Raw genomic sequence first — 13,168 nt, 5'->3', positions numbered from 1 at the left:
GGGTGAACAGGGCTAATCATCAACAACTTACGATCACTTTACACCGCCATGCCGTAAAAGATTCAGCTTACATAATTGCTTAAAAAAAATACTGGATATTTAAACAGGTGATTGTATAATATTTCTACTGCCTGCCGGGTAATTGTGTAAGTAAGTGGATGGTGATGCCTATGATGATGTTGACAGAAAACCTCAATTCGCTGGATCAATCGGTCACGATGAGCAGCCGTGAAATTGCCAAAATGACAGGCATTACGCACGGTGAAGTGAAACGTCTGATAAAAAGTCTCGAAACCGCGCAGCGTCTCTCTAATCCCATAATGGTTAACCTTTATGAGAGGGAAGGAGAAATGCGTCAGGAATATTGCCTGAACAAGCGAGATTCTTTACTGGCGGTTGCCCGTCTCTCCCCAGGATTTACAGCTGAAGCGCTGGATCGCTGGCAAGAGCGCGAAAAAAGCGCCCATTTACCAGACTTCACTAATCCTGCTGCTGCTGCGCGTGCATGGGCTGAGCAATTTGAACAGCGTCTGGCTGCTGAACAGAAACTGGCACTTTCCGCCCCAAAGGCTGAATTTTTCGATCGCTTCATTGAAGTGGATGATGCGCTAGGTTTTCGTCAGCTTTGTAAAATGCTGAAGGCGAAAGAACCTGAGTTCCGTCAGTTCTTGCTGGAACGCAACATCATGTATCGCGCTAATGGCGTGCTGACTCCGCAGCATTACCATCTTCAGGCGGGCTATTTCACACTGCATTCCGGTGTAGGTGAAAATCAGCATGCATTTTCGCAGGCTCGTTTTACCGCCAAAGGCGTGAAGTGGGTTGCCAGCTTGTGGGCAGGGCATATCGCTTTGCAGACTAAAGGCGCGGCAGCATAACGCGTTATTCAGGATTGATGGCGACATTGCGCTAAACAACGGCATCCCCAACGGCAGGTTGAGGATGCCGTTGCTATTTAGAACGTATATGAGAGGCTTACTGAGTAACTGCGTGGTTCACCGTAAACCGCATAATCGCTGAGATAAGCGTAGTAAGTGCGATCAAACAGGTTGTCGACGTTAGCCTGAACCGCTAACTGTTTGTTGACCTGATAACGGGCAAACAGGCTCGCCAGCGGATAGCTTCCCTGATAAACGCGTGCCGCTTCGCCGTTGGCATTGGTGGTGTCCTGGAAGGTACGGTTTTGCCAGTTTACGCCACCGCCAATGGTCAAATCGGGCACCATCGGTAATGCGTAGCGGGTAAACAACTTGAACGAAGTCTGCGGGAGTTGGCTGTTGAAACGACCGGTTGAATCTTTCGCGACGTAGCGCGTGGCACCGAAGGTCAATTGCAGGTTATCGGTCACTGCGCCATTCAGCTCAAATTCCGCACCTTTACTTACTGCCCCTTTGGCGGCGTAATAGGCCTGTTCACTGGAATTGTTAACATGTCTATCGCCATCTTCCTGACCTACGTTGTCTTGCTCAATGCGGAACACCGAAAAAGTAGACGTCAGACGACCATTAAACCAGTCTGATTTCAGCCCGGTTTCATAATTTTTACCGGTAACCGGCGAGAGATATTTGCCGCTGCTATCACGATAGGTTTGTGGCTGGAATATTGAGGTATAGCTGGCGTAAGCCGACCATGTGTCGTTGATGTCATAAACCAATCCGCCATAAGGCGTGATGTTGTTTTTACGCACGTTGCCGCTGCTACCGACGCTGCTCCATTGCGTATAACGTGCGCCAACAATCAGTGATAACGGATCAGCCAGAGAGAAGCGAGCCGCCGTGTAAGCAGATTTTTGACGCACCACATCATCAGCGTTCAGATACCATTCACCCCAGCTGGGTTCGGCAACATCACCATTCCATCTGTTCGTTACGCTGCCCATCTGCTCTGTTTCAATCGGGCCGTCTGAGCTGTACGTTGTATTGTGCTGGCGACTGTAACTGACGCCAGCAACCAACTCATGCTGACGGCCGAACAGTTCAAACGGGCCGGTTGCGTAAGTATCAATGGCGTCGACCTTGCGCGTGCCGCGATCTTTACTGCCAAATCCACTGGTCCCTTCGCCCGTATCGATATCCGGGAAACCTTCAACATACAGCAGTTTATCGTTAAACTGCTGCTCGCCGTGTGTGCCATTCACGCGCACGCTCCAGCCGTTATCAAAATTGTGCGTCACGTTAGCAAAGACTTTGCGCGACTCAATGTTGTAATCCGTCCAGTCAGTTGACACGCTGCTATGGCGATCATAGTGAGTACGCGCACCGTTGCTGTACCACGTCGGCAATCCGCCCCAGGTTGGGTTGCCAGTATTGCTTTCCTGATAGTCGTAACCCACTGACAACGTGGTGTTATCTGTGACATCCGCATCAACCACGCCATATAAAAACTTTTTCGTTTTATGGTAGCGATCAACCCAGCTGTCCTGATCTTGATAACCGGCCACCACGCGGCCACGAACCGTGCCTTCTTCGTTCAAGGGTCCAGAAACATCCGCCACGTAGCGTTGCTTGTTCCAACTGCCGTAGCTGGCGCTGAGATTACCGGTAAATGTTTTACTGTCTGCGTGTTTACGTACCATGTTGACGGAAGCAGAAGGGCTGCCAGCGCCTGTCATCAGGCCGGTTGCGCCACGCACCACTTCGATACGGTCGTAAATCGCCGTGTCTTCTGCCGCATCACCAAAGTTCCAGGTATCACTGACTGAGCTTGGAATGTCATCAAAGGTGTAATCGGTGATCTCGAAGCCGCGTGAGTAGTAACTGGAACGTTCACTATCAATAAGGGAAGTGGCAATGCCGGTGGTGTTATCCAACACATCACCCACAGATTGCAGGTTTTGATCTTCCATGCGTTGCTTGGTGATCACACTGATTGATTGTGGAACGTCGCGCGGCGTAAGCAGCATTTTGGTGCCAGCACGCGTGGTTTTCACTGCGTAATCTTGCTGCTCGTGGCTGACATCATCGGGACTTGCGTCGGCATCCACCACGAGATCAGGTTGTGAAGCGTCGCTTGAAGCTGCTTGCGCCGCGACAGGCGCAAGCAATGCGTGAATCGTTAAGGCTAATAAAGAGAGCGTAAAACCTTGTTTAATGCTTGATGCACGCTGGTGTTGACCTTTTTTCCTGCAATCAAAATCCATATCACTTCCCTTAAGGAATGTTCATTTTATTCGCGTTGCAGTTTCACATCCCTAAACCCTGGCCTATGCAGAAAAGCGCATTGTGAGAGAGAACAGAACTGCAATGATGAGAATGCGGATGATAATGATTTACTTTTGGTTCGTCGCGGGAAAGTTCAACGAGGAAATGTAACAAGCCATTTCTTCAAGGCGTGATAGCCAACTTATCTACGTTGTTGTTTATAAAACTTTTTGATCAGGAAGGATGCGCGAAGCATTAGCAGATTCAGGATGAGCAGAATTTGTTCATACAAAAAAATGTGGCTCTGGTTGTTAACAAACACTGGATTTACTTAGTATTTGGTAATGCGTATGATTCGCATTCTTTGTCGGCGAGACGTTTGCGCATCGACCTTACCAAAGTCGTTTTTCCATTGATGGAGTACATTTTGAAAATGTTTATCAGCTCGCGCAAAGCCGCGTTAGCCGTGGCGACCGTTGCTGCTTTCAGTCTGACTGCGTGCCAAACACCCGCAAAAAACAACAAACCCGCAGCCTTCGCTGAGACGACAGTAAAGCCAGCTGAGGCCCACATTTCCCAACGTGTTATTGGGGACGGGCTGTATGAAATGACCTATTCATCTGCCGCCAACGCGCTGTTTGTTGCCAGTGCCCAAGGGTTTAAAGATGTTAACGGCGGTATGCTTTATCGTCTCGATCCCGCCACTCTGGAGACCAAAGGCGAAACGCATACCGACCTGAAAAATTTTGCGATGGCGGTAGAGCCAGACGGCAGCCTGTTTTATGTCACCAATACGTTGGATGGTGGCATCTCCAAAGTGGATGCGAAAAGCGGCAAAGTCTTACAGCGCCTGATGTTCAGTGAAAAAGACAAAGATGGCGATCCCATGGGTGCGCGTGAAATCTTCCTACATCAAGGGCAACTGTATATTGGTGGCGTAAGCGATCCGGCGGTGATTTGGGTGGTTGATGCCAAAACAATGATCCTGAAAACGCGAATCAAAAATGCAGGTAAATGGGTGACAGGCATCACGTACTCACCGGTAACAGATCGTATTTATGCAGCAACCGGTGGCGGCGTTATTCAGGTTATTAATCCGCACACGCACAAGATTGTAAAACGCTGGGCGCCTGACGACGGTAAAGAATATCTGTTCGTCAATCTGGCAGAAGATCCGGCGACCGGGCGTCTGTTTGTGACTGATGATTCCAAAGCCAAAACCACGCTGGTATTTGATGAGCACAGCGGCAAGGTGATCAAACGTATTTCAGGTGATGCATTAGGAATTAAATTTAATGCCAAACGCAATGAAATTTATATTAGCCAACGCCAGTCGAAAAAAGTGCTTCAACTGGATGCGACAACCTACGCTGTGAAAAACAGCTGGTCATTCGAAAGCCATCCCAATAGTTTGCTGGTTTCCGAAGATGGGCAAACGTTGTATGTGTCTGTTAAGCAGGATTTTAACGAAGACAATTCAACTAAAGGTCCAGACAGTGTGGCGCGTATTAATCTGAAATAAGCCTAAGAAAGGTGGCAGGTGATGAAACTTGCCACCTTTTTGCCGTGCTTAAAGCGCAGAAACTGACTCAACGCTATGCTGAAAAACATAAGGATCCGAAAGCAGCGCAAACTGTTCGTCGTCCTGATAGGTAACGGCGACATGATAATCCTCGCCTGCAAAGGCTTTTACCGCCTCTACATCTCTCCAGTAAGTCGCCAGAAAGAAATGTTCCCAGTCGCCCTGTGTTTCACGTCGTACAAAGGCGCCTAAATTTCCTGGTGTGTTTTTAGAATGTTCAACGCCCGTCAACGCTAAATGCCTTGCAAAGGCTTCTGCATGATGTAGCGGAACGCATCCATGCCAGGTTCTGACAATCATCTTTTTCACCCTCTTGGTGTTCTACACCGGAACCGTCGAAAATTCCGGCCCGTTGTTTTTAGTGAGCTTTCGGCACTTCAATGACTCCATCAGCAATACCCTGTGCCAGCCTTTACATCCATTTTGCAAAGCGAAAATATCCAGGGTATTGCAGGCAAATGTAGTCCATCTGGACTTTTGAAGCGCTGTCTATCACCCGTTTAAAGACATCTATATAGTCATAACAGCCTTGCAATAACTAAGCAGCGCCATTTCTGTCAGGGCAAAGTGGATAGCATAATCATGAACTATATTCGCCAGCTGTCGCTGTTCCGCAGTTACATCGATCATTTTCTCTCCTCGGTAGTCTCAGAGGAGGCATCGACCTCATTTCCTTCGTTATCAGGCACAACAACGATCGTTCCATGAATCACGATAGATAATATTTCCTTCCGTATACTTCCAGGTAATCGCCTCATAACGCAATTCGAGTGTTTCAAGATGGGTGCTGCTCATGCCATTAGGGGCAAGGTAAGGGGAAACCGTCGTGATTTTGATGTTTTCCAGAATGATATTGAAATACTCGTCCTCAATGCCCGATTCCAGAATACGGTACATCTTGATTGTCGCCTTCTTCATGGTTCGACCTTCACAGACAGCGCGGTACAGGAGTGGTGTTGTCTGATCAAACTCCTTCACTATCGTGATAGGGCGGTGAACTCGCGTGCCTGTCAGTTTTCCCCAGCTCGGATCCACAGGAATAGTTACACCGTGGGAGAATGATTTTAACTCGATAGACCCCTGGCGCAGTGGCATTAAACAACTGCCAACAATCGGAGAACCATTTTCATCTTCAAGCCATAAATGTGCGGGTGTAGACATGTAATTTCCTTATAAATAAATTTTAGATAATGCTAACGTTTGGACTTTACAATTTCATAGATCGATAAAATAACCATCAAAAACACAAAAAATAAGGGTATAAGCCAGATTGGGCTGTCCGGGAATAACAAATCCTGAACCAAAGCGAATATTATTGTCAGCACTGCCGGGCTATAATCCGAAATCAATGACCTGACTATCCGACTGAAAAACCTTTTAATAATGTTCATCATTATTATCGAATCATCCTGGTAATGATGTCTGCAATTTCACTATCCGATACCCATTGTGCTTTAAACGCCTCAGCCCGCTTAGCCTGCAAATAAGTGATAACTTGATTGCTGTAGCACATAACCGCTCCTTGTTCATTTTCATTAAATCCAGTTTTTCATTTTTCCCACGGGAGAGCGCTGTGTATTCCGATGATTCCGGCCAGTGATTCCCTCTGTTATCAGGCACAACAACGATCGTTCCATGTATCACGATAGATAATATTTCCTTCCGTATAGTTCCAGGTAATCACCTCATAACGCAATTCGAGCGTTTCAAGGTGGGTACTACTCATACCGTTAGGAGACAGGAATGGCGCAACCGTTGTGAACTTGACGTTTTTCAGAATGATATTGAAATACTCTGCCTCAATGCCTGATTCCAGTATTCGGTACATCTTGATCGTTGCTTTTTTCAATGTGCGGCCTTCACATACGGCGCGATACAGAATAGGTGTCGTTTGGTCAAATTCTTTCACTATCGTGATCGGGCTATGAACGCGCGTTCCGGTAAGTTTGCCCCAGCTGGGATCTACTGGAATGGTTACACCATGCGAAAATGATTTTAATTCGATGGAACCCAAACGCAGTGGCATTAAACAACTGCCAACAATCGGAGAACCATTTTCATCTTCAAGCCATAAGTGGGCGGGTGTAGACATACTATTTCCTTATAAATAAATTTTAGGATTACTCGTTTTAAGAAGTTACCATTTCACATATCGACTAAAAATATATATTACAAAGACAGCGAACACCGGTATAAACCAAAGCGGGACAGCAGGAAAAAAATTTATCTGCACCAGCGCATATGTAATTATTATTACCTGAGGAGCATAAAGGCCGACAAGAGACGTAAACACTCGCTTAAAGAATCTTTTAATAAGGCTAAACATCGTTATCGAATCATCCTGGTGATAATGTCTGCAATTTTTTCCTCTGATTCTGAGTACGTAAACGCCCCTGCGCGCTCAAGTAATACAGCGCACGCGTTGCACCTGCGCCGATCGTTTCAATCTGATTTGATACAGCTTTTCCTACGCCCGCTAATTCATGGTCGAGCTTTAGTGCGAGAATTTTATTAGCCTGCAAATAATTGATGACTTCATTATTGTTGTACATAACCGCTCCTTGTTCATTTTCAGTAAGTCCAGTTGTTCATTTTTGCCCACGGCAAAGCATCCGGTAAACAGTAGGTCGTGAAACGGGAAATAATTCAGCCAAACCGCTGATTGAATATTCGCCGCTTCCGTGCATCCTGCAAAGCGCTTTTTGCTGCTTATCAGACAATTTTGGTATTTCCCTCGCAGTTTCCCTTTTGTTCATGCGATGGCCATACCTTCGCGGGTACGCAGCCGTATCAGGTCTCCTTCAAACTTTGAAAGGTAATATATTGAACGTTGCTTTTTTCAGTGTGCGGCTTTCACATACGGCGCGATACAGAATAGGTGTCGTTTGGTCAAATTCTTTTACTATCGTGATCGGGCTATGAACGCGCGTTCCGGTAAGTTTGCATCAGCTGGGATCTACTGGAATGGATACACCAAGCGAAAATGATTTTAATTCGATGGAACCCAAACGCAGGGGCATTAAACAACTGCCAACAATTGGCGATCCGTTTTCATCTTTAAGCCATAAATGAGCGGGAGTAGACATATAATTTCCTTATTAGTGATGATTTAAATAACTGTGATATTCACGCTTTCACCATTTACAGTAACGCGTAAAAATAACAATCATAAGTATGGCGAATACGCCTGTAGGCCAGACAGGGCTATCAGGAAAAAAATACCCCTGAAGCAGTGCGAAAATAATCGTGAGAATCACAGGCCCGTACAGCGATGATAAAAACCTGAGTTGCCATAGTAGAAATTTCTTTAGTGATTGAATCATGGTTATCGGATCATCCGAGTGATGATGTTTGCTATACCGGAATCAGACGACTATTGCGCTTCAAGTGTGCCCGCGTGCTCGAATACCGGTTCAATCAGGAAATACATTATTTCCGGTTGTTCCATGTGATGAATCATGACAATCATGTCATGGCGAGAATCAGCGATATACCGTTCCCTGTACTGGAAATTACATATGAACAGTACCGCCACCTGGCATCACTGCTCACGACCAATGACTGTATCACCGATGCCATAGAGGCCCTGACGGTTTTTCCACTCTATTCGTTTGATCCAGAGACGCTTTATGGTGCCGTTGACGGACAGAAGCTGGCCTGGCAGCACATTTTGCTGAATGGGCATTATATCTTCCAGAACAGCAATGAAATTATTGATCTGGATGTGCTGGTCGCCGGGCTGAAACTGGGGAAACGGAAATTTCGGTGGTTCCGGCGTAGAACCCCTTTGGTGTTAAATGAAATTTCACAACAACATGATGTAAAAAAGCCGACACAGTGCGTATCGGCTTTAAGAGGGTTATCAGCTAAAGATTATTCTTTCAGTGATCAGTCAGAACGGATCATCCACGAAGAATGACGACCGAAGGCCGCTCTTTAAACGTTTCCAATTTAAGAGTGTCTTCCAGCAACAGCGCTTCTCCGTTGAGAACATTGTGATAGTGCCGGTTGGCAAGCTGTTCAGGCAAAGCGATCTCTGTCTCTGCCCAGTGCTCTATGTTCGGCTGCATAAGTCCTTGCTCAATGCCTTTGAAGACGAGGCGAGGGACGATGACAATGAGCGCATCGTCGCCGTCAAGGCGCGCAAAGGCCAACGCGTGTTCCGCTTTTTTACCTTTGGCGATCAGCGGCAAATAGTCACCCTGACGAAACAGCGTTGGTGTTTCCTGACGACAGCGTAACAACGTTGCAATCACGTGTTGTTTTAGCTCACCGCTGAACACGCTTTGCTCAGTGAAAGCACTCAGCTTCTGATCAACGTTTAGCTGCTGCTCTAGCGTGGCGAAATCGGGTTCGCGCCGATTGTCCGGATCAACAAGGCTGAAATCCAGCGCCTCACAGCCTTGATAGATATCAGGCACGCCCGGCGCAGTGAGTTTTATCACCGACTGCGTCAGGCTGTTAACTAAACCCGCGCGAATGAAAGGCTGCATAGACGCGCTAAAATCCTTCAGGAAGGTTTGATTAGAGGAAGAAAGCAGATGACGTGCATAGTCGAGCACTGCTTTTTCATAGGTTTCGTTGCCATCGCCCCAGTTGGTGCGACGTTTCGCTTCCCGCAACGCTTTTTCTACATAAGCCAGAAACCGCTTCTCAAGCGCCTCCAGGCCAGCGTTATCGTCTGGCTGCAGCGTAGCAGGCCAAACGCCAGCCAGCGCCTGATAAAGCATCCATTCAACCGCAGGTTCCGGTGCGGCTCCATCATCAAGCTGGCTAACGTTGGATTGATTCAGCTGGCGCCAACGGGCGACGCATTCTGCCCACAGCTCAGGCGCTTCGGTCAGGGTATAAAGCCGCGCCCGCGCATCTTCGCCGCGTTTAGTATCGTGCGTTGAGGTGCTTGAAAGTGCATCTGGCTGACGTTCCAGCCGCGTTTTCATCTCAGCATGAAAGTGGTCAGGCGAGAAGGCGCGTGGCAACGGTTCTGCACCCACTTCATTCAACGCCAACGACATGTTTTGACGATAAAACAGCGTATCTTCTACTGATTTCGCCATCAACGGTCCCGTTAATTGCTGGAAACGGATACGAAAGTTAGCCGCCTCGCTTAAGGCTGCTTCAGCGATCTCGCCAGTAAGAATATGGGTCAGGAAATCGAGTGCCTGAGGATCGGGTGCGTTGACGCTGGTTTTAACTTTCTCGACCACCTTTTGCAGCCTGTCCTGGCTGGCTGGCGGTAGCGATTGCTCCGTACCATAAGTGCGATAAACCGGGAAAGCCACTAACAGCTCGCGCAGGGCGGATCGCACGGCTTTCTCCTCCAGCGTGAGTTTTGCAGTTTCTGCTATTGATAGGGCGAGGGTGAGTAGCGTGGTAAATTCGCCCTCGAAATTCTTGTCCGCCATCAGAAGCTTTGCTGCACGCAGTTCAGCCTCCATATCAACCGGCTTGCCCACGACATCAACATACGCTTTACGCAATGCGGTGAGCTTTTCACCATCCACCAGCGCGTGGGAAAGTGAGGCAATAAATTCGTAACCGGTTGTGCCAGAAATGGGCCAATCATCGGGAAGGTGTTCACCTTCGCCAAGGATCTTCTCGACCGTGATGTAACAGTCAGCGCCAGCCTCCTGACGAAGCAGATCAAGGTACGCCTTGGGATCAGCCAAACCATCCACATGATCAACCCGCAATCCATCGACTGCGCCTGTATGAACCAGTTCAAGTATCAGCCGATGCGTATCATCAAAAACAGCTTTATCTTCAACCCGCACGCCGACCAACCCGGTGACTTCAAAGAAGCGTCGATAGGAAAGGTCACGCGGCGCATCACGCCATGACATTAATCGATAAGGCTGCTGTTCATGGAGTGTGGCGATTTCTGCCTTGTCAGTAAGTTGCAAAGTCTCTGACTCGCGACCTTGCCAGGTTTCGTGGGCGAGAGGAAAAAAGTTTTCATAGTAGGCGAAGCTTGGATTACCGGTTTTCGGATCGGGTTTTAGCGCGATTTCGCCGTTTTCCAGCACCGTCTCAAAGGTATCGCCAAGCACCGGTAAGGTGAGTCGCCGCGACCAGTTAATATCAAAATGTTGTGCGTAGCGGCTGTTTTCACCTTTTTCAATAACATCACGCCACCAGCCATTTTCCAGCGAGGCGGCCATATGATTCGGAACAATATCGATAATCAGTCCAATATCAGCCGCTTTTAACGCTTTTACCAGGCGGTCAAAGCCTGCGCGGCCGCCAATAGCAGGCTCAATTTCATTAGCATCGGTCACGTCATAGCCGTGAGTGGACTCCGATGTCGCGGTGAAAATTGGCGAAGCATAGAGGTGGCTGATGCCCAAGCGTTTTAAGTAGGGGACAAGGCCCGCAGCACGATCAAAGGTCATGCCATTGCGAAACTGAATTCGATAAGTGGCGGTTGGTATCTTCACGCTGCGTCTCCCGAAGCCAGGCGGACAATGATTGAATTTGGCGGCAGTTCCGTTTCAGCTTTCGGCCAGGCGAAAAGGATCTGGCCGGGTTGTTCGGGAAGCGGCTGGGATTGCTCGCCAATATTGAACGCGATCGACAACGTGCCATTCGGGAAAGTCCAGGTTACAGCGACTAACCCTTTTGCGGTTTTCACAACGTTGCCGGACTCACCGCCCGCAGTAGAAAGCAGCGGCACAATATGTATCTGGCGCAACGTCAATAACTCACTGGTCAGCGCCAGCCACTTTTTACCCGCTTCGCTGTCTGGTTTCTGCCAATCCAGCTTCGACATTTCAAACGTGGTATTAGCATTTGGATCGGGCACGCTTTCCCCTTCATGGCCTGCATGTCCCTGAAATTCTCTTGCGCGGCCTTCACGCACGGCTTTGGCGAGATCGCCGTGAAAATCGGTAAAAAACAGGAAAGGATTTGTTTCACCATACTCTTCACCCATAAACAGCAGCGGGATGTGCGGCGACAGTAACAGGGATGCCAACAGGATTTGTGTGCGTTCAGCGCCAGCCAATTCAATCAGCCTTTCGCCCTGAGCACGGTTGCCAACCTGATCGTGATTCTGGATAAAGTCTACAAAAGCGACCGGTGGTTGGCCGCTACTTTTTACACCGCGCTTTTCGCCCGACTGTGCTGAAATCTCACCTTGATAGGCGAAGCCCTCTGCCAGAACGCGTGCAACCAACTTTTCCGGTGCTTCGGCAAAATCTTGGTAATAGGCGTGGGTTTCGCCCGTGGCCAGGACATGGATAGCATTGTGAAAGTCATCGTTCCATTCGCCGGTAAACAGCGGAGCTGAACCCTCGTCATCGCGAGGATGCAAAAAGATAACGTTGCGGCTGTCCTCGGTCGTCAGATGAATGGGCCGGCTGGTTATTTCTGCCCGAATACGTTCGGCGATTTCAATCAGCACATGCTTCTCAGAGGTATCTTCGATCTGATCGATGGCATCAAAGCGAAGGCCATCAAGATTATACTCTTTTAGCCAGTAGAGCGGCGCCTCCACCATATAACGGCGGGCCGCATCAACATCATAAGCAATGCCAGCACCCCAAGGCGTCATGCGTTCTTTATGGAAGAAGTCAGGTGAAAGAAGCGGCAGATAATTGCCCTCGGGCCCAAAATGGTTAAGCACAATATCCAGCACCACTGAAAGGCCTTGTCCATGTGCTGCATCGACAAAGGCTTTGAAATCGTCCGGGGTGCCATAGGCGGAATGCGGTGCGTAAAGAAGTACGCCGTCATAGCCCCAGCCACGATTCCCGCCGAACTGCGAAAGCGGTAAAACCTCAAGCATGGTGATACCGAGATTGGCAAGATAGGGCAGTTTTTCGATAGCCGCGCGGAATGTGCCTTCCGGCGTAAAAGTGCCGAAATGCATTTCATAGACCACCGTTTCTTCCCACGGACGTCCTTTCCAGTCACGGTTTTGCCAACTGTATTGGGAGGGATCAATCACCAGGGATGGGCCGTTGACCTCGGCCTTTTGGGCGCGAGAAGCGGGATCGGGTACCACAGTTCCGTCAGCGAGAACAAAGTTATACTCCGCGCCAGGTGAAACGCCGCTGGCCTGCAATTCAAACCAACCGTCGCCGACGGGATTCATCGCCTGGTCTTTGCCCGAAAGCCTGAGCGTGACATTGTCCTGACCTGTCGCCCACAGGCGAAAGCGAACGGTATCTGCACCCACATATTCGGCGCCCCAACTTTTAGTAAATGATTTTGACTCCATGCGATTGCCTCTTTATATGCAGATGTAAGCAAAAGACGACATCACGCGGTTGTCGTTCCGCTGATGCAAGCGTCATTAGTCAGAGCAGCTACGCGCGATCTGTATGCCGAAATTGGTCAGTAAAATCCGGTTCAATGGTTCGGCTATAGGCAGCATACGAAGAATAATCATAGACTAAGATGCAGGAAGTAAAATGCTGTGCTGGCAGAGGTAAAGCCAACGGTA

Annotated in this window: 9 protein-coding genes and 4 pseudogenes; 3 read left to right on the top strand and 10 right to left on the bottom strand. The window is 48.6% G+C overall.

The window, feature by feature from the left end:
* The first annotated feature begins 170 nt into the window (after nt 1–170).
* Nucleotides 171–878 carry a phage antirepressor KilAC domain-containing protein gene (locus tag SC127_RS12955; protein ID WP_215848405.1) on the top strand — a complete coding sequence of 236 codons (708 nt, stop codon included), beginning with the start codon at nt 171–173 and terminating at the stop codon, nt 876–878.
* Between the two features lie 77 nt (nt 879–955).
* Here the strand turns inward: SC127_RS12955 and fhuE are convergent, their stop codons facing one another.
* Nucleotides 956–3,139, bottom strand: a complete 2,184-nt coding sequence (fhuE, locus tag SC127_RS12950; RefSeq protein ID WP_332626819.1) for a ferric-rhodotorulic acid/ferric-coprogen receptor FhuE — start codon at nt 3,137–3,139, stop codon at nt 956–958.
* A 428-nt stretch (nt 3,140–3,567) separates the two neighbouring features.
* Between fhuE and SC127_RS12945 the strand changes: the two genes are divergently transcribed.
* Nucleotides 3,568–4,662 carry a YncE family protein gene (locus SC127_RS12945; RefSeq protein ID WP_332626817.1) on the top strand — a complete coding sequence of 365 codons (1,095 nt, stop codon included), beginning with the start codon at nt 3,568–3,570 and terminating at the stop codon, nt 4,660–4,662.
* Between the two features lie 48 nt (nt 4,663–4,710).
* Here SC127_RS12945 and SC127_RS12940 read toward each other — a convergent pair whose 3' ends face one another.
* The 7 genes and pseudogenes from SC127_RS12940 to SC127_RS22610 form a co-directional block, all read right to left on the bottom strand.
* Entirely contained in the window at nt 4,711–5,022 is a 312-nt protein-coding gene (locus SC127_RS12940; RefSeq protein WP_332627041.1) for an antibiotic biosynthesis monooxygenase, read from the bottom strand.
* A 112-nt stretch (nt 5,023–5,134) separates the two neighbouring features.
* Nucleotides 5,135–5,352 (bottom strand): annotated as a pseudogene (locus tag SC127_RS12935) (arylsulfatase regulator).
* Nucleotides 5,353–5,403: 51 nt separating this feature from the next.
* Entirely contained in the window at nt 5,404–5,883 is a 480-nt protein-coding gene (locus tag SC127_RS12930) for an Hcp family type VI secretion system effector (protein WP_332626815.1), read from the bottom strand.
* A 451-nt stretch (nt 5,884–6,334) separates the two neighbouring features.
* Entirely contained in the window at nt 6,335–6,814 is a 480-nt protein-coding gene (locus SC127_RS12920) for an Hcp family type VI secretion system effector (RefSeq protein WP_332626811.1), read from the bottom strand.
* Between the two features lie 244 nt (nt 6,815–7,058).
* Complete coding sequence (locus SC127_RS12915; RefSeq protein WP_332627053.1) at nt 7,059–7,274, bottom strand: hypothetical protein; 216 nt, start codon at nt 7,272–7,274, stop codon at nt 7,059–7,061.
* A 36-nt stretch (nt 7,275–7,310) separates the two neighbouring features.
* Nucleotides 7,311–7,534, bottom strand: a pseudogene (locus tag SC127_RS22615) (helix-turn-helix domain-containing protein); the annotation flags it as partial.
* Between the two features lie 7 nt (nt 7,535–7,541).
* Nucleotides 7,542–7,808, bottom strand: a pseudogene (locus SC127_RS22610) (Hcp family type VI secretion system effector); the annotation flags it as partial.
* Nucleotides 7,809–8,173: 365 nt separating this feature from the next.
* Here SC127_RS22610 and SC127_RS12905 point away from each other — a divergent pair.
* A pseudogene (locus SC127_RS12905) lies at nt 8,174–8,378 on the top strand (hypothetical protein); the annotation flags it as partial.
* Between the two features lie 246 nt (nt 8,379–8,624).
* Here SC127_RS12905 and treY read toward each other — a convergent pair.
* Together treY and treZ are read right to left on the bottom strand one after the other, a co-directional pair.
* The gene (gene treY, locus SC127_RS12900; protein ID WP_332627040.1) at nt 8,625–11,114 is read right to left on the bottom strand and encodes a malto-oligosyltrehalose synthase; all 2,490 of its coding nucleotides are present in this window, start codon (nt 11,112–11,114) and stop codon (nt 8,625–8,627) included.
* Between the two features lie 41 nt (nt 11,115–11,155).
* Nucleotides 11,156–12,943, bottom strand: a complete 1,788-nt coding sequence (gene treZ, locus SC127_RS12895; protein ID WP_332626809.1) for a malto-oligosyltrehalose trehalohydrolase — start codon at nt 12,941–12,943, stop codon at nt 11,156–11,158.
* Nucleotides 12,944–13,168: the final 225 nt, after the last annotated feature.

Origin of the sequence: Pantoea sp. T14, assembly GCF_036663535.1 — a bacterium.
GTDB classification, from domain to species: domain Bacteria; phylum Pseudomonadota; class Gammaproteobacteria; order Enterobacterales; family Enterobacteriaceae; genus Pantoea; species Pantoea phytostimulans.
This window is presented reverse-complemented; position numbering and strand designations above follow the sequence as displayed.